This window comes from Pandoraea vervacti, from assembly GCF_000934605.2.
In the GTDB taxonomy this organism is placed as follows: domain Bacteria; phylum Pseudomonadota; class Gammaproteobacteria; order Burkholderiales; family Burkholderiaceae; genus Pandoraea; species Pandoraea vervacti.
Genome location: NZ_CP010897.2, coordinates 957,450 through 975,433, shown reverse-complemented (window position 1 = coordinate 975,433; position 17,984 = coordinate 957,450). Strand labels below are relative to the sequence as shown.

Here is a 17,984-nt window from a genome sequence, read left to right as displayed (position 1 = left end):
CGACACGAATGGCTCGCACTTTACAAAGAACCGCAAACAACAATCCAATGCCGAATAAACATGCAACTATGCATTTTCCGCATAGTTTTGCACCAGGCCCGCAACGCCTGCCATGCCGGTGAGGCCCTCGGGCATCAGCCCTTCACCTGGTCCCGAACCGCTTGCCAGAACGCTTCGACCACGTCGCGCTTGGTCCGCTCGCGCCGGTTGCTGGCGTCCGTGTAGGCGAGCCGGTCGCGATACAGGCGAATCTCCATATCGAGATGCCACGGCGCAGATACTTTGCCAGACGGCGCCAGATCGATCAGTTCGTCGCGCGCGACCGAGTCGACCACCGCGCTCTCCGGCAGAAACGCCACGCCATGCCCGGCGAGCACCATCGCCTTGAGCGCCTCTGCCATGTCCGTCTCGTAGACCTTGTCCAGATGCGGACGGCTCGCCACGTCGCCCACCAGCAGGTCGGCCATGCGCCCGAGATAGGCGTTCGACGTATAGGCCAGATACGGCACGGGCGCTTCTGGAGTACCGGGCAATTTGAACCGCGCCCGCTTTTGCGGCGTAGGTGCGCTGTAGGGGCTGAAGCGCTCGCTGCCGAGCACGATCATTTCGTAGCGCGCAGCGTCGAGCTGCAACGGCTGACTCGGATGGTAATAGCACATCAGCAAGTCGCAGCCGCCATCGGTAAGCGACATGGCCGCATCGTGCACGTTGAGTGCGCGCAAACGCGTGCGCAACAGGCCCATGCGCTTTTCCAGCAGCTTCAGCCAGCGCGGGAAGAAGGTCATCGAGAGCGTGTGCGGCACGGCGAAATCGATCACCGAGTGGTCCGCGGAGCGTTGTTCGCGCAGCAGCGCGCGCGCTTCCTGCGCCTGCGCGAGCAACGCCAGCGCCTGCTCGTAGAAGACCTCGCCTGCGGGCGTGAGGCGCGTCGGGTAGCTCGACCGATCGATGAGCTCGCTACCGAGCCATGCTTCGAGCGATTGAATGCGACGTGAGAACGCCGGCTGCGTCACATGACGCAATTCCGCCGAGCGGCTGAAACTGTTCGTCTTGGCGAGCGACACGAAGTCTTCAAGCCATTTGATTTCCATGCGGCGCTCCCGCCAAGGCCGGTCGAATGGGGCATGATCGGTGCCGTCAGTCCCTTCGGGGCCATCGGTACCGTCACTACGAAACGGCGATGTGCCCAGGGGCAACATCACCAGCGTCAGCGCGCTAGTCTACGCAATCGTGCGCATGCACGACAGGCCTGCGTCCGTCATTCGCCCGGACCCGTGACGGGGATCCACGACGCGGATTCCCGCCAAAGCGCCCCGCCGATCACGACACTACCGTCGCAAAATGCGAGGCCTCGGCATCGCCTTCTCCGCCGCGACGCTGTTGCTGCAGCGCCCACATCTGCGCATAGAGACCCTCGGCGCGCAGCAGTTGATCGTGCGTGCCTCGCTCGACGATACGCCCCTTGTCGAGCACGATGATCTGCGCCGCGTGCACCACGGTCGACAGGCGGTGCGCAATGACGAGCGTCGTGCGCTCGCGGGCAATGTTGCGCAGCTCCGTCTGAATCGCCTGCTCCGAGCGCGAGTCGAGCGCCGACGTCGCTTCGTCGAAAATCAGAATATGCGGGTTCTTGAGGATGGTGCGCGCAATCGCCACCCGCTGCTTCTCGCCCCCGGAGAGCTTCAAGCCGCGCTCGCCGACCATCGATTCGTAACCGGCGGGCAGGCTTTCGATGAAGTCGTGGATGTGCGCAGCGCGCGCTGCGGCAATCACCTGCTCACGCGAGGCCGACGGATTCCCGTAGGCGATGTTGTAGTAGATCGTGTCGTTGAACAGCACGGTGTCCTGCGGCACGATGCCGATCGCCGCACGCAGCGAGTCCTGCGTGACATCGCGAATGTCCTGCCCGTCGATGGCAATGCGACCGCCTTCCACACCGGGAAAGCCCACGTCGTAGAAGCGGAAAAGCAAGCGCGAGAGCGTCGATTTACCCGAGCCGCTATGCCCCACCACAGCCGTCGTCGTCCCCGCCGCAATGGTGAAATCGACGTCGTGCAAAATCTGGCGCGAGGGCTCGTAGCCGAAGTTCACATGTTCGAAACGCACCGTCCCGCCGCTACACACGAGCGGTTGCGCGCCGGGCGGATCGGCGACTTCGCGATTGACGTCGAGCAATGTGAACATGCGATCCATGTCCGTCATCGCCTGTTTGAGCTCGCGATAGATCACGCCGAGGAAGTTCAGCGGAATGTAGAGCTGCAACATGAACGTATTGACGAGCACGAGGTCGCCGAGCGTCATGCGCCCGCTCATCACGCCCTGCGTGGCGTGCCAGAGAATCAGAATGAGGCCGCTGGCAATGATGGCCTGCTGACCGAAGTTCAGCACGGAGAGCGAGTTCTGCGAACGAATCGCGGCGGCGCGATAGCGTTTCAGGTTCTCGTCGTAGCGCTGGGTCTCGAACGCCTCGTTGCCGAAGTATTTCACCGTCTCGTAGTTGATGAGCGAGTCGATGGCGCGCGCGTTGGCCTTCGAGTCGAGTTCGTTCATCGTGCGGCGAAAATGCGTGCGCCACTGTGTGACCTTCACCGTGAAGACGATATAGAACACGAGGGCGACGAGCGTGACGATGGCGTAGAACGCTTCATAACGCAGCACGAAAAATCCCAGCACCAAACTCACTTCGATGAGGGTCGGCAAAATGCTGTAGAGCGAGTACGAGATCATCGACTGGATGCCTCGGGTGCCCCGCTCGATATCGCGGCTCATCCCGCCCGTCTGCCGCTCCAGGTGAAAGCGCAGCGACAGGGCGTGCAAGTGGCGAAAGACCTTGAGCGCAATCTGGCGCACGGCGCTTTCCGTCACTTTCGAAAACAGGATTTCGCGCAACTCGGTGAAGAGCGACGTCGACAGACGCACCAGGCCGTAGGCGATCACGAGCAAGCCGAGACCGCCCACGACGATCAGGCTCGGATCGTTCGCGGCGCGCGCCGTCGCAGAGAGCGTGGCAACCGGACCGAGCGCATCGACGATGTGCTTCATGATGACCGGCACGCCAAGGTTGGCGACCTTCGCCAGAATCAGACACGAGAGCGCGAGTGCGACGCGGCCCTTGAATTCGAGCAGATAGGGAAACAGCGACTTGATGACCTGCCAGTCGCCGCGCGGCGGTTTGCCGCCGTTGGGCGCGCCGGAGGCCGCCGGCGCAGGCTCGGCCGGAGTGAAACGTCTCATGGTGGGGTGTGGCGGCGTCCGGCTCGGATGAGGGCTTTCCGCTAGAATCGGTAATGACGTATTTTCGCAGAACCCGGCGTCCCATGCTGAACCCTCGGCTGGACCGACGCCGGTCGGCTCTCCCGCGCTACCAAGGATCATCATGAGTACCCCGACCCCGGCCCTCACGGCCCTGCCCGAAGAAAAAGAACTGGCCTTGCGCGTGATGCCGATGCCCGCCGACGCCAACGCTCACGGCGACGTGTTCGGCGGCTGGATCATGTCGCAGGTCGACATCGCGGGCTCGATTCCCGCGGCACAACGCGCCAACGGCCGTGTCGCGACCATTGCCGTGAACTCGTTCCTGTTCAAGGAGCCGGTGTTCGTCGGCGATCTGCTGAGCTTCTACGCGACGATCGTGAAAACGGGCAACACGTCGATCACCGTCTACGTCGAGGCGTACGCTCAGCGCATGCGCCTGACGCACGAGATCGTCAAAGTCACCGAAGCGATGGTGACGTACGTGGCGACCGACGAAGACCGCCGCCCGCGTCCGCTGCCAAAGCTCGACGCCGCCAGCTGAGTCGCAGGGCTTACCGCCCCCCGCAACATCCGGCAACACCTGGCAACGCCTTGCGGCACCTTGCCGCGCAGCGAAAAACGCCGCCGCCTCGGAATCGAGGCGTGCGGCGTTTGTCTTCTCGCGGGTCTCACAGGCAGCGCGCGGCGCCTGCCGGACATTCGGCGCAGCGCTATGGCATTGCGGTTTTGTTGCGGGATGCCTTACGAAAACTGGCTGTAATCCGGTTTTCGCTTTTCGAAGAATGCCGTGAATGCTTCGCGCGCCTCGGGCGAGAGCAGACGTTTCGCAAACTCCACGCCCTCCTCGCCGATACGCGCCTGCACGTCGCGCGCGCCGTCCGCCTTCATGAGCTGCTTGGTCACCCGCAGCGACCCGGCCGGCATCGCGGCCAGTTGTGCGGCGCGCTTCGCGGCATAGTCGAATACCTCTGCGGCCGGCAGAACACGATTGACGAAACCCATCGCCACGGCTTCGTTCACGTCGAACGGCTCGCCGAACAGCAGCTTCTCGGCTGCACGCTGATACCCTGCCACGCGTGGCAACAGCCAGCTCGACGCCGCCTCCGGACACAATGCCAGTTGCGAGAACGGCAGTGAAAATCTCGCCGAATCGGCCGCGTAGACCACGTCGCAGTGCAACAGCAGCGTCGTGCCCACGCCCACCGCATTGCCCGCCACGGCGGCCACGATCGGCTTGCTCGCCTGACTGATGGCGCGCAGGAACTGAAACACCGGCGCGCTCTCGTCCTTCGGCGGGTTCTTGAGGAAGTCTTCGAGATCGTTGCCCGCCGAGAAGGCGTCGGGTTGCCCCTGAATCAGCATCACACGCAACGAGGCGTCGTCCTCCGCCTGTGCGATGCCGTCGGCGAGCGCCTGATACATGTCGGCGGTAATCGCGTTCTTCTTGTGAGCGCGGTTGAACGTCAGCACCTGCACGGCGCCCTGACGCTGTACCAATACGTCTTCCATCGTTTGTGTCTCCTCGCGATCCACTCGTCTGGTCAGCCGTGCGTCATCCCGACGGTAACGGGACCCGCACGGCATCGTCCATCCACATGACAACGCCGGGGGCAGCCACGCATTTGCGAAACCGCGCCCCGGCGTCCTGAGCCGTCGGCACTCGTAGTGTCGGCCCTGCACCGGGCCAACGCCTATCAAAAATCGATCACGGATGCCCGAATGCCGATTGGATCCGGCTTACATGCGCTCGATAATGCCCGCCGCGCCCATCCCCGTGCCCACGCACATCGTTACCATGCCGTACTTCAGATTGTGGCGACGCAGCGCGTGCACCACGGTCGCGGCCCGGATAGCGCCCGTCGCACCCAACGGGTGGCCCAGCGCAATCGCGCCGCCCATCGGGTTCACCTTGCGCGTGTCCAGATCCAGATCCTTGATGACGGCGAGCGCCTGCGCAGCAAACGCTTCGTTCAGTTCGATCCAGTCCATATCCTGCTGGCTCAACCCTGCGGCACGCAGCGCCGCCGGGATCGCCTCCTTCGGACCAATGCCCATGATCTCGGGCGGCACGCCACGCACGGCGAACGAAACAAAGCGGGCGAGCGGCGTGAGGTTGAACTGCTTGAGGATCTTTTCGCTCACCACCAGCAGCGCGCCGGCGCCGTCGGACGTCTGCGAGCTGTTGCCAGCCGTGACCGAGCCCTTGCTGGCGAACACCGGACGCAGTTTGGCCAGCCCTTCGATCGACGTATCCGGACGCGGGCCTTCGTCGAGCGACAGCGTGCGCGTCTTGATCGACACTTCGCCCGTGGCCAGATTCGGGAAGCGCTCGACGATTTCGATCGGCGTGATTTCGTTGGCGAACTCGCCAGCTTGTTGGGCCTTGATGGCTTTCTGATGCGAGGCGAGCGCAAAAGCGTCCTGCGCTTCGCGGGTTACGCCCCACTGCTGCGCGACCTTTTCTGCGGTGAGGCCCATGCCATAGGCAATGCCTACGTTCTCGTCGCGCTCGAAAATCGAGGGCGAGAGCGACGGCGTGTTACCCATCATCGGCACCATGCTCATGCTTTCGATACCGCCCGCAATCATCGCGTCGGCTTCGCCCACGCGAATGCGGTCGGCGGCCATGGCCAGTGCGGTGAGGCCCGAAGCACAGAAACGGTTGACCGTGACACCGCCCACCGTGTTCGGCAGCCCGGAGAGCAGCGCGCCGATGCGCGCGACATTCAGACCTTGCTGGGCTTCGGGAATGGCGCAACCGATGATGGCGTCTTCGATGACCTTCGGATCCAGATCCGGCACCTGCGACAGCGTGCTCTTGAGGATGGTCGCGAGCAGATCGTCCGGACGCGTGTTCTTGTAGCTGCCCTTGGGCGCCTTGCCGATCGGCGCACGGGTGGCGGCAACGATGTAGGCGTCTTGCAATTGTTTGCTCATGTCAGTCTCCGATCGGCTTAGTTGCGCACCGGCTTGCCGGTTTGCAGCATGCCCATGATGCGTTCCTGGGTCTTCGACGTGCCCAGCAGTTCGATGAAGGCGCGACGCTCGAGCGCCAGCAGCCACTCTTCGTTCACGAGGCTGCCCGCTTCCACGTCGCCGCCGCACACGGCTTCGGCAATGCGCGAGGCGATCAGGAAATCGTGCGCGGAGATGAAGTTGCCGTCGCGCATGTTCACCAGCGAGGCCTTGATCGTCGACACGCCCGAGCGGCCCGCCACCGGAATGCCGGCCGGCTTGAGCGGCGGACGATAACCGGCGAGCGACAAGGCACGCGCCTCGTTGCGCGCGACCGACAGCAACTCATGCACGTTGTAGACGATGGTGTCCGACGGCTTCAGATAGCCCATGTCGCGGGCGTCGATGGCCGAGCCGGAGACCTTCGCCATCGCGGCGTTGGTGAACGACTTCGTCACGAACTGAAGATACTGGACGCTACCTGCTGCGGTGGCCGCTTCGGCGGCACGGATCGCCGCTTCCTTCAGACCGCCGCCGCCCGGCACGAGCCCGACGCCGACTTCCACGAGCCCGATGTAGCTCTCGAGCGCCGCCACACGCTTGGCGCTATGCAGCAGTAGTTCGCAGCCGCCGCCCAGCGCAATGCCGGACACGGCGCTGACCACCGGCACTTGCGCGTATTTCACGCGCATCATGCCGTCCTGGAATTTCTTGATGAACGGTTCGATGCCCTTGGCGCCGCCCATCATGAACGCGGGCATGGCCGCTTCCAAATCGGCGCCCGCCGAGAACGGCCCGCCCGGTGCGCCGAGCTTGAGCGAGGTCGGCTGCCACACGACCACGCCGCGATACTGCTGCTCCGCCAGATCGATGGCGCGGGTCAGACCGTCGATGACGTCCGGCCCGATGGTGTTCATCTTCGTCTTGAACGAGACGATGAGGACGTCGTCCTGGCCCGGGGTCTCGTCGACCCACAGACGCACGGCATCGTTCTCTTCGATGGTCTTGCCGAACTTGCGCGGATCGGCGCTGGCGTCGCCCACGAGCGAGGCCGGGAATACCTGACGCTCATAGACCGGCAGCGTGCTGCGCGGCACGAACGTATCCCTGGCCGGGTTGTACGACCCTTGCGCCGTGTGCACACCGCCCGCATCGGCCACCTTGCCGCTCGTGACCCACTTGGGCAGCGGTGCGCTCGACAGCGCCTTGCCCGCGTCGATGTCTTCCTGCACCCACTGGGCAATGTCCTTCCAGCCGGCGGCCTGCCAGTCTTCGAACGGCCCCGTCGTCCAGCCGAAGCCCCAACGGATCGCGAAGTCCACTTCGCGGGCGTTGTCGGCAATCTGCTCCAGATACACGCCGATGTAATGGAACACGTCACGGAACACCGCCCATAGGAACTGAGCCTGCGGGTTGGTCGATTCGCGCAGCAAACGCAGACGCTCGGCCGGCGCCTTCTTCAGAATGCGCACCACCATTTCGTCGGCCTTCTTGCCCGACTCGACGTACTCGCCCGAGCGCGGGTCGAGCACCTTGATGACCTTGCCTTCCTTCTTGTAGAAACCCGCGCCCGTCTTCTGCCCCAGCGCGCCCTTCTCCACCAGCGCCTTGAGCACGGGCGGCGTGGCGTAGGTCGGTGCGAACGGATCGTCCTTCAGGCCGTCCTGCATCGTCTTGATGACGTGCGCCATCGTGTCCAGACCGACCACGTCGGCCGTGCGGAACGTGGCCGACTTGGCGCGACCGAGCTTGCTGCCCGTCAGATCGTCGACAACGTCGAACGGAATGCCGTACTTCTGCGCTTCGGCGAACACCGCCAGAATCGAGAACACGCCAACCCGGTTGGCGATGAAGTTCGGCGTGTCCTTCGCGCGCACGACACCCTTGCCGAGCGTGGACGTGAGGAACGTTTCGAGTTGATCGAGGATGGCCGGCTCGGTCGTCGCGGTCGGGATCAGCTCGACCAGATGCATGTAGCGCGGCGGGTTGAAGAAGTGCACCCCGCAAAAGCGCGACTTCAGATCGGCGTCGAAGCCTTCGGAGAGTTCGGTGATCGACAGGCCGGACGTGTTCGATGCGAAAATCGCATGCTTGGCCAGATGCGGCGCGACCTTCTTGTACAGGTCGTGCTTCCAGTCCATGCGCTCGGCGATCGCTTCGATCACCACGTCGCAGCCGGCGAGCTTCTCGAGGTCGTCTTCGTAGTTTGCCGCTTCGATGTACTGCGCGTCGGCTTTGTCGGCGAACGGCGCAGGACTCAGCTTCTTCAGGCTCTCGATGGCACGCGTGACGATGCCGTTTTTCGGGCCTTCCTTGGCCGGCAGATCGAACAGCACGACGGGCACTTTCGCATTGACGAGGTGCGCAGCGATCTGCGCGCCCATCACGCCGGCGCCGAGCACGGCGACCTTGCGTACGACCAGGGGTTTGTTGGTTTGGCTCACAGTGATCTCCTCCGCTCTCAGAACAGGTCGACGTCGACTTCCATCAGCGTCTTCGCACCGGCACGGGCCATGCGGATTTGCGACGCGGTCTCCGGCAGCAACTTGGCGAAATAGAAGCGCGCCGTGGCGAGCTTCGACGCGTAGAACTTGTCGCCGCTGTCCTGCTTGTCGAGCGCGATGCGCGCCATGCGCGCCCAGAAGTAGGCGAACACGAGGTGACCGACCACGCGCTGGTACGGCACGGATGCGGCGCCCACTTCGTCCGGATTGGCCATCGCCTTCATGCCGATTTCCATCGTCAGCTTCTGGACCTTGTCACCGATGTCCGCGAGCGGGTTGATGAACTCCTGCATCTCTTCCTTCGTGCCTTCGGCCTCGACGAAGTCCTGCACAAGCTTGCCGAACTTCTTGAGCTTCGCGCCCATGTCGCCGAGCACCTTGCGTCCGAGCAGATCGAGCGCCTGAATCGAGTTGGTGCCCTCGTAGATCATGTTGATACGGGCGTCGCGCACGTACTGTTCCATGCCCCACTCGGAGATGAAACCGTGGCCGCCGTAGATCTGCATGGCGTGGTTCGTGCACTCGAAAGCGTTGTCCGTGAGGAACGCCTTGATGATCGGCGTGAGCAGCGCGACCAGATCGGCCGCTTCCTTGCGCTCGGCCTCGTCGCCATGCGACAACTCCTTGTCGATGTGCAGCGCCGTCCAGTACGAGAAAGCGCGACCGCCTTCCACATAGGCCTTTTGCGTGAGCAGCATGCGGCGCACGTCCGGGTGGACGATGATCGGATCGGCCGGCTTGTCCGGTGCCTTCGGCCCCGTGAGCGAGCGCATCTGGAGACGTTCCTTCGCGTACACCAGCGAGTTCTGATATGCGACTTCGGTCAGGCCCATGCCTTGCATGCCAACGCCCTGACGCGCGGCGTTCATCATCACGAACATGGCGTTCAGGCCCTTGTTCGGTTCGCCGACGAGCCAGCCCTTCGCGCCATCGAGATTCATCACGCAGGTGGCATTGCCGTGGATACCCATCTTGTGTTCGATGGAGCCGCACTTGATACCGTTGCGCTCGCCCGGTGCGCCGTTGGCGTCGGGAACGAACTTCGGCACCACGAACAGCGAGATACCCTTGGTCCCCGGGGGGGCGTCCGGCAGGCGGGCCAGCACGAGGTGAACGATGTTGGCGGCCATGTCATGCTCGCCCGCCGAGATGAAGATCTTGGTGCCGGAGATGGCGTAGGAACCGTCGCCGTTGGGCTCGGCCTTCGTGCGCAGCATGCCCAGATCGGTGCCGCAGTGCGGCTCGGTCAGGCACATCGTGCCGGTCCATTCGCCCGACACGATTTTCGGCAGATAGGTGGCCTGTTGTTCGGGAGTGCCGTGCGCGTGCAGACACTCGTAGGCGCCATGCGACAGGCCGGGGTACATCGTCCATGCCTGGTTGGCCGAGTTCAGCATTTCGTACAGCGCGTTGTTCACGACCTGCGGCAGGCCCTGACCACCGAATTCCGGATCGCAGGCCAGTGACGGCCAGCCGGCTTCGACGTATTGCCGATAGGCTTCCTTGAAGCCGGTCGGGGTGGTCACGACACCGTCGCCTTCGTATTTGCAGCCTTCGCGGTCGCCCACCTGATTGAGCGGGAACACCACTTCGCTACAAAACTTGCCGGCTTCTTCCAGCACCTGGTTGATGGTGTCGGCATCGATGTCCGCGTGCTTCGGCATCGCCTTCAATTCGTTTTCCACGCCCAGCAGTTCGTGCATCACGAATTGCATGTCGCGCAGCGGCGCGTTGTACTGTCCCATGACCTACTCCTCCGAACAAATCGAATCGAATCGCGGACGGCTCGCGCCTTACCCGCGCTGATAAGACGAAATCAGTTTTTCCAGTGCCACCCGGGTCACGTCGACGGCGCCAGGCTCCCGCAGGAAGCGCGCATCGTGATGCAGACCGAGTGTCAGGCTGTACATTTCGAAGAGCATCAGACGCGGATCGGTATCCGCACGCAGATGTCCCTCCTCCTTCGCTTGCGTAATGGCGCGCAGCAGGGCCGATCGCCACAGCCGCACACTCCTTACCAAGGCTTCGCGCACCGGACTGGCCGCGCGATCGTCGTACTCGACGGCGCCGCTGATATAGATGCAGCCCGTCGTGACTTCGCGAATACGCTTGTCCATCCAGCGATCCACCAGCGCTCTGAGTCGCGGCAGGCCGCGCGGCGCTTCCATGCTGGGAGCGAACACTTCCTCTTCGAAACGCCGGTGGTACTCCATCAGCACTTCGATCTGCAAATCCTCGCGCGATCCGAAGTGCGCGAAGACGCCGCTTTTGCTCATTTGCATGCGATCGGCCAGCAAGCCGATCGTCAGCCCCTCAAGCCCGTCGCGCCCCGCCAGTTCCAGCGCGGCGTTCAGGATCGCGGCTCGTGTCTGTTCACCCTTTCGCATATGTTCTGCATCGCTTTGGTTATCCGTTCTTCGATGCTAACCAAAAAATCGAACGGCCGTCCTATTATTGGGAAACGCCCATGGGGTAACAAGGAATTTATTAGACCGGAATACCTAATCGGTATTGAGGACGGGCGAGCGCCCAACCTGCATGCAAACGTCGGGGAAACGACGCGAAACCGCCTGAGAAGGACGCGTCAGTCGTACTTGCCGCGGGTGAGCACCTTCATCACGAGACGATAGGCGCGATACGCCGCCCACTGCCGCAAACGCCGCCAGCGCGAGCGCTCGCCATATCGGGCCGGGTCGATCTGACGCGCCTGCGCAAAGGCCGCCCGGATGTGGTCGCGCAGTTCGATGACGACAGGATCGTCGAGCACGACCACGTTCGCCTCGTGATTCAGGAACAGGGATAGCGCGTCGAGATTCGACGACCCGATCGTCGCCCAGACGTCGTCGACCACGGCCACCTTGCCGTGCAGTTGCCGCATGTCGTACTCGCCAATGCGCATCCCCGCGGCGAGCAGCTTCGCGTATAGCCAGGGCACGGCCGTATCGAGCAGACGGAATTCTTTGCGTCCGATGAGCAGATGCACCGCCACGCCGCGCCTGGCCGCCTGCGTGAGCGCCCGTCGCAGCCGACGTCCGGGCACGAAATACGGATTCGCGAGCCAGACTTCGTGACGCGCGCGTCCCAGCGCCATCAGATACGCTTTCTCGACCGCTCGACGATTATGGAGATTGTCACGCGCGACGAAGGCCGCCTGACCGGCATACGGGGCGTGCAAACGCCCACGTCGTCCATGCCGCCGATGACGAAACGGTGTGCCGAGGTAACCGGGTGCAAGACGTTGCCACTGGATGTGAAAGGCCATCACGACCTCGGCAACGACAGGCCCGCGGCATTGCACCGCAAAATCCCAGCGCGGATCGTCCATACGCACGCCACCGCCGCCGTGGTAGTCGTCGATGACGTTGATGCCGCCTACGAACGCCACCTCGTGATCGACGATGGCAATCTTGCGATGCGTGCGGGAAAAGCCGAACTTGCCGAACAGATGCGGGTTGTAGACGCGATGCATCACGCCGCTCTCGTGCCACCCTTCGATGTAGGGCAGACGCCGGCTCGTGCCGACACCGTCCGTGATGACCCGCACCCTGACGCCTCGCTCGGCCGCGCGCCTCAATGCGGCGGATACGTTCTCGCCGGCCTCGTCCGCTTCGAAGATGTACGTCTCGAGCGCCACGTCATGCGTGGCCTTGTCGATGGCGTCGACGAGCGCGGTGAAGTAGTTCTCACCGAGATAGAGCAGCGTGAGCTGGTTGTCGTGTGAAAACGGCAGGTACTTGCTCATCGACGCCGGTTTGGATACCTGATGGATGCCTGATGGATACCTGATGGATACCTGATGAATATCTAGCGAACCCGCAAAGGCAACTGCCGGATGGCATCGCCATTCGAAGGCGAAAAACACCGCGCCGCCGCTTCCTGCCAGGGTAGCCAGACGTGATTGACATGCTCGCGCGGCGAGAGCGTCACGACCGTATTTTCCGGCACGCACAGGCCGAACCAGTGCTCCGTATTGCGCGTGACGCCGGGCGCATAGCGATGTGCCCATCGCGCATAGATGTTGTATTGAATCTGATGATGCCAATCGGTGAGCGACGCTTCGGGCACGGGCGTGCCGTTCGCCACGCGAATCCCGGTCTCTTCGAAAACCTCGCGCGCGGCCGTCTCGACCAGCGGCTCGTCGAGCCGGTCTTTGCTCCCGGTGACCGACTGCCAGAAATTCCCGGCGTCGGCACGCTCGATGAGCAGTACGTCGAGGGCCGGCGTGTAGATCACGACGAGCACGGATTCGGGGATCTTGAAAGGCTTCATGCAGGTGACCGGGTTCATGACGGCAATGACGTCGACAGCAGCAAAGGCAACGATGATGCATTGTATAGGGCATGCGCCACGTTGCGACACATGGATCGCCCACCTCCCGGCGCGCCGCCGGGTCCGGCGCTTCATTCGCCCGCCGAGATCGTCCCGAAAAACAAAACCCCCTCGCCGCACACGGCAGAGGGGGTTTCATCCGGCTTTCGATGTGCGACGCCGGGACCGGCCCCGGCGCGCGCACGTCCGACAGACTTACGCCTTCGGCGCTTCGGCCTGACGCAGACGGATATGCAGGTCGCGCAGTTGACGCTCGTCCACCGGCGACGGCGCTTGCGTGAGCAGATCCTGCGCACGTTGCGTCTTCGGGAAGGCGATCACGTCGCGGATCGAATCGGCGCCGGCCATCATGGTGATGACGCGGTCCAGGCCGAACGCGATACCGCCGTGCGGGGGCGCACCGTATTGCAGCGCGTCGAGCAGGAAGCCGAACTTCGCACGGGCTTCTTCCTCACCCAGCTTGAGCGCACGGAATACCTTGCTCTGCACCTCTTCCTGGAAGATACGGACCGAACCGCCGCCGATTTCCCAGCCGTTGAGCACCATGTCGTAGGCCTTTGCCAGGCACTTGCCCGGATCGGTCTCGAGGTAATCGATGTGCTCGTCCTTCGGGCTCGTGAACGGATGGTGGCAAGCCACCCAGCGGGCATCTTCCTCGTCGTACTCGAACATCGGGAAGTCCACAACCCACAGCGGGCGCCAGCCGGCTTCGAACAGACCATGGGTCTTGCCGAATTCCGAGTGACCGATCTTCAGACGCAGCGCGCCGATACCGTCGTTGACGACCTTGGCCTTGTCCGCACCGAAGAAAATGATGTCGCCGTCTTGCGCGCCGGTGCGCTCGAGGATCGAGGCGATGGCCGCGTCGTGCAGGTTCTTCACGATCGGGCTTTGCAGACCGTCGCGCCCCTTGGCCACTTCATTGACCTTGATCCAGGCCAGGCCCTTCGCGCCATAGATCTTCACGAAGTCCGTGTAAGCATCGATTTCGCTGCGCGAGATCTCCGCACCGCCCGGCACGCGCAGAGCCACCACACGCCCGCCTTCGGTCGTAGCCGGCACCGAGAACACCTTGAAGTCCACGTCGGCCATCACGTCGGTCAGCTCGGTGAATTCGAGCTTCACGCGCAGGTCAGGCTTGTCCGAGCCGAAACGGCGCATGGCTTCGGCGTATTCCATGACCGGCACCTTGGCGTCGAGATCGACGTTGATGGCTTGCTTGAACACGTGACGCACCATGTTCTCGAACAGATCGCGAATTTCCTGCTCCGAGAGGAACGAGGTTTCGCAGTCGATCTGCGTGAATTCCGGCTGGCGGTCGGCGCGCAGGTCTTCGTCGCGGAAGCACTTGGTGATCTGGTAGTAGCGATCGAAGCCTGCCACCATCAGCAACTGCTTGAACAGCTGCGGCGATTGCGGCAGCGCAAAGAACATGCCGGCGTTCACGCGCGAGGGCACCAGGTAGTCGCGTGCGCCTTCCGGGGTGCTCTTCGTGAGCATCGGCGTTTCGATGTCGATGAAGCCTTGCGCGTCGAGATACTTGCGCACTTCCATCGCCACCTTGTAACGCAGGCGCAGGTTGTATTGCATCTGCGGACGACGCAGGTCCAGCACGCGATGCGTGAGGCGCGTGGTTTCCGAGAGGTTTTCGTCGTCGAGCTGGAACGGGGGCGTGACCGACGGGTTGAGCACCTGGAGCTCGTGGCACAGCACTTCGATCTTGCCGCTCGTCAGATTGGCGTTCTCGGTGCCGGCCGGACGGCTGCGCACGAGGCCCGTGATCTGCACGCAGAACTCGTTGCGCAGGCCTTCGGCGGCCTTGAACATCTCTGCACGGTCCGGATCGCACACGACCTGCACCAGACCCTCGCGATCGCGCAGGTCGATGAAGATGACCCCGCCGTGATCACGGCGGCGATTGACCCAGCCACAAAGCTTGACCGTTTGGCCCAGTTGTTGCTCGGTCACCAGACCGCAGTAGGAGGTACGCATGGACATTTTGCTGTTCCGATTTTCAAAAAATGGCGTCGACAGATCCCGGTGGCTCACAGGAGCGGGCCGGGACGTTGCTGGCGCGGGTTGTGGGCGGGCGCCACCACGCCCATCGATACGATGTACTTCAGTGCGGCATCGACCGTCATGTCGAGTTCGATGACGTCGCTCGCCTTCATCATCAGGAAGAAACCTGACGTCGGGTTCGGCGTCGTCGGGACATAGACGCTCACGTACTCGCCCTGCAAGTGATTGACCACATCGCCACCCGGCGCGCCGGTCAGGAAGGCGATGGTCCAGGATTCCCCGTGCGGATAACGCACGAGCAACGCCTTGCGAAATGCGTTGCCGCTGCTCGAGAGCAAGGTGTCGGAGACCTGCTTGACGCTACCGTACAAGGGTCCAACGATGGGAATGCGCGTCAGAATGGCTTCCCACCAGCCGACCAGCTTCTGACCGATGAAATTATGCGCCAGAAGCCCGACCACGAACACGAACGCGAGCGTGACCACCACGCCGAAGCCCGGCACGCGCATGCCGAGCAGGCGCGACGGCTGCCATTCGTCGGGCAGCAGCAACAGGGTCTGATCCATCGTTCCGATGATCAGGCCCAGCACCCAGAGCGTGATGGCCAGGGGCACCAGCACCAGCAGGCCGGTAAGGAAAATCGTCTTCAACGCCGGTTTTTTGACGCTCATGGCAGGACTCGCGAATGTGGGCGGCGACTGGGTCAGCGGGGCAAAACGTGAAAGTGCTACTGAATACTATCGGTTACTGATGACATGTCGGGCATCGAGCCCGGCATGTCGGGTCCTGCAATTCGGTACGGCTCGGTACGGTCCGGTCGATGCGGCAAACCGCCGCCAGATACCGCTCGATACCGCTCGATACCGTTCCATTCCGTGTGGCGTGGGCTCAGTGACAGGCGCAACCGCCGCCGCAGCTCGCAGCGGGGGCGCTCGACGACTCGCTGGCGCCCGATGCCGAAGCGCTCTCACCGGACGCCGCCGGGGCAGACGATGCCGCCGCACCGGACGCCGGTGCGCTCGTGCCACCCGAACCGCCCCGGAAATCGGTCACATACCAGCCCGAACCCTTGAGCTGGAACCCGGCCGCAGTCACCTGCTTGCGAAACGTGTCCTTGCCGCATTCCGGGCACTGGGAGAGCGGGTCATCGCTCATTTTTTGCAGCACATCTTTCGCGAAACCGCATGTTTCGCAACGATAGGCGTAGATAGGCATGATTCTTTCGACGGAAAAAGGCGCGCAAAGCCTTGAATTATAACCGCTTCACAAGGCTTTCGGGATTTGTGCGGTGATATATGGGGTCTGCGTCGTTCAAGATCAAGGCCGACGCCAGCCCCCGCCCGCTTCAGATCGTAGAGACCCGCTGCTCGGGCGGTTGACCGCGTTCGCCGGCCGGTTGCAGCAGCGAGCCGACGACCATCCCCGCAATCGACGCCAGCAAACCGGCGAGTTGCGGCGGCACCAGCGCCTGGGGCGCCCAGGCTTCGCAGGCAATCCACACGATCAGGCCGAGGAACACGGCCAGCGTGCCGCCCAGCGAACTCGAACGCTTCCAGTACAGGCCGAAAGCCAGCGGCACGAAGCAGCACACCAGCGTGACCTTATAGGCGCTCTCGACCATCTGGAAGATCGATGCCTTCGAGTTCAGGGCGTACACAAGCACCAGCGCCGTGAAACACAGCACGACCATACGCATCAGGCGCAGCAGATGCTTGTCGTCGATGCGCCCCTTGAGCATCGGGCGAATGATGTTCTCGGCAAACGTCACCGACGGCGCCAGCAGCGTGGCCGATGCGCAGCTCTTGATGGCCGAGAGCAGCGCCCCGAAGAACATGACCTGCGCGACGATCGGCACGCTGGTGAGCACCAACTGGGGCAGGATCTGCTGCGGATCGGTGCCGATGTACTTCTGCACCATCGACGGCGCGATGAGCAGCGCCGAGTAGGCGAGGAAAATCGGGATGAACGTGAAGAAGAAGTACAGCACCCCGCCCGTGACCGAACCGGAGACGGCAATGTTCTCCGATTTGGACGACATTACGCGCTGGAACACGTCCTGCTGCGGGATCGAACCGAACATCATGGTCACGCCCGCCGCAATGAACGCCAGCACGTCCGCCGGATTCATCTCGGGCAGGAACACGAACTTGCCGGCTTCCGCCGCATGGGCGATCACGGCTTCCGCCCCGCCGGGCACCATGCCCGACACGACTACGGCGATGTACACCAGCCCCACCACGATGATGATCATCTGGATGAAGTCGGTCACGGCCACCGAGATCATGCCGCCAAGCAACGTGTAGGCGAGCACCGAGACCGCGCCGATGATCATGCCCGTAGGCTCCGACATGGCGCCGCCCGACACGGTGTGGAACACGAGACCGAGCGCCTTGATCTGCGCGCCAACCCAGCCGAGGTACGAGATCACGATGGCGATCGACGTCACGACCTCGACGGTGCGGTTGTACTTGAGCTTGTAGAAGTCGCCGATCGTCATGAGGTTCATGCGATACAGCTTGCGGGCGAAGAACATGCCTACGAGAACCAGACACATCGACGAGCCGAACGGGTCGGCCACCACGCCGCGAAGGCCTTCGCCGATGAACGTGGCCGGAATGCCGAGCACCGCTTCCGAGCCGAACCAGGTGGCGAACACGACCGCCACGACCATGCCGTAGGGCAGACGGCGGCCGGCGACAGTGAAATCCTTGGTATTGCGGACCTTGAGGGCGGCCAACAGCCCGATGGCCACCGAAATGACCCAATACAGAATGACAAACCAGATCAGCATAACGCGGCCCCAGCCAAGCCCCAGGGCGGTGGTCGCGGGCCGGGAATCGTCAATGGCGGACGTGATTCGGCCGCATGAAGCCGCCGCGCAAGCCAACGAAACCTAGCCTTGGGCCGCAGCCTTCCGGGCAA

Annotated in this window: 14 protein-coding genes; 1 reads left to right on the top strand and 13 read right to left on the bottom strand. The window is 63.2% G+C overall.

Annotated features, from left to right (window positions below):
• Window positions 1-134 precede the first annotated feature (134 nt).
• Window positions 135-1,091 (bottom strand): LysR family transcriptional regulator, encoded by a 957-nt coding sequence (locus UC34_RS04360; RefSeq protein ID WP_044454209.1) that lies wholly within the window; start codon window positions 1,089-1,091, stop codon window positions 135-137.
• 229 nt (window positions 1,092-1,320) lie between these two features.
• Window positions 1,321-3,234: an ABCB family ABC transporter ATP-binding protein/permease gene (locus UC34_RS04355; protein ID WP_044454207.1), complete on the bottom strand. Its 1,914-nt coding sequence runs from the start codon at window positions 3,232-3,234 to the stop codon at window positions 1,321-1,323.
• A gap of 142 nt (window positions 3,235-3,376) precedes the next feature.
• On the opposite strand from UC34_RS04355, the gene UC34_RS04350 reads away from it, so the two are divergent.
• Entirely contained in the window at window positions 3,377-3,796 is a 420-nt protein-coding gene (locus UC34_RS04350; RefSeq protein ID WP_044454205.1) for an acyl-CoA thioesterase, read from the top strand.
• Between the two features lie 200 nt (window positions 3,797-3,996).
• Here UC34_RS04350 and UC34_RS04345 read toward each other — a convergent pair whose 3' ends face one another.
• From UC34_RS04345 to UC34_RS04295, 11 genes are all read right to left on the bottom strand, one after another.
• Complete coding sequence (locus UC34_RS04345) at window positions 3,997-4,764, bottom strand: enoyl-CoA hydratase (protein WP_044454203.1); 768 nt, start codon at window positions 4,762-4,764, stop codon at window positions 3,997-3,999.
• A 228-nt stretch (window positions 4,765-4,992) separates the two neighbouring features.
• Entirely contained in the window at window positions 4,993-6,192 is a 1,200-nt protein-coding gene (locus tag UC34_RS04340) for an acetyl-CoA C-acyltransferase (RefSeq protein WP_044454201.1), read from the bottom strand.
• A 17-nt stretch (window positions 6,193-6,209) separates the two neighbouring features.
• Window positions 6,210-8,594, bottom strand: a complete 2,385-nt coding sequence (locus tag UC34_RS04335) for a 3-hydroxyacyl-CoA dehydrogenase/enoyl-CoA hydratase family protein (RefSeq protein WP_044457737.1) — start codon at window positions 8,592-8,594, stop codon at window positions 6,210-6,212.
• A gap of 77 nt (window positions 8,595-8,671) precedes the next feature.
• Window positions 8,672-10,459: an acyl-CoA dehydrogenase C-terminal domain-containing protein gene (locus UC34_RS04330; protein WP_044454199.1), complete on the bottom strand. Its 1,788-nt coding sequence runs from the start codon at window positions 10,457-10,459 to the stop codon at window positions 8,672-8,674.
• Between the two features lie 48 nt (window positions 10,460-10,507).
• Complete coding sequence (locus tag UC34_RS04325) at window positions 10,508-11,101, bottom strand: TetR/AcrR family transcriptional regulator (RefSeq protein ID WP_044454197.1); 594 nt, start codon at window positions 11,099-11,101, stop codon at window positions 10,508-10,510.
• 197 nt (window positions 11,102-11,298) lie between these two features.
• Complete coding sequence (gene clsB / locus UC34_RS04320; RefSeq protein ID WP_044454195.1) at window positions 11,299-12,456, bottom strand: cardiolipin synthase ClsB; 1,158 nt, start codon at window positions 12,454-12,456, stop codon at window positions 11,299-11,301.
• A gap of 62 nt (window positions 12,457-12,518) precedes the next feature.
• On the bottom strand, window positions 12,519-12,983 hold the full coding sequence (gene nudB / locus UC34_RS04315) for a dihydroneopterin triphosphate diphosphatase (protein WP_044457736.1): 465 nt from the start codon (window positions 12,981-12,983) through the stop codon (window positions 12,519-12,521).
• 255 nt (window positions 12,984-13,238) lie between these two features.
• Window positions 13,239-15,041, bottom strand: a complete 1,803-nt coding sequence (gene aspS / locus UC34_RS04310; protein WP_044454193.1) for an aspartate--tRNA ligase — start codon at window positions 15,039-15,041, stop codon at window positions 13,239-13,241.
• Between the two features lie 47 nt (window positions 15,042-15,088).
• Entirely contained in the window at window positions 15,089-15,733 is a 645-nt protein-coding gene (locus UC34_RS04305; RefSeq protein WP_044454192.1) for a DUF502 domain-containing protein, read from the bottom strand.
• Between the two features lie 217 nt (window positions 15,734-15,950).
• Window positions 15,951-16,277 carry an FmdB family zinc ribbon protein gene (locus UC34_RS04300; protein WP_044454190.1) on the bottom strand — a complete coding sequence of 109 codons (327 nt, stop codon included), beginning with the start codon at window positions 16,275-16,277 and terminating at the stop codon, window positions 15,951-15,953.
• 130 nt (window positions 16,278-16,407) lie between these two features.
• Window positions 16,408-17,853, bottom strand: a complete 1,446-nt coding sequence (locus UC34_RS04295) for a high affinity choline transporter 1 (protein WP_044454188.1) — start codon at window positions 17,851-17,853, stop codon at window positions 16,408-16,410.
• Between the last annotated feature and the right edge of the window lie 131 nt (window positions 17,854-17,984).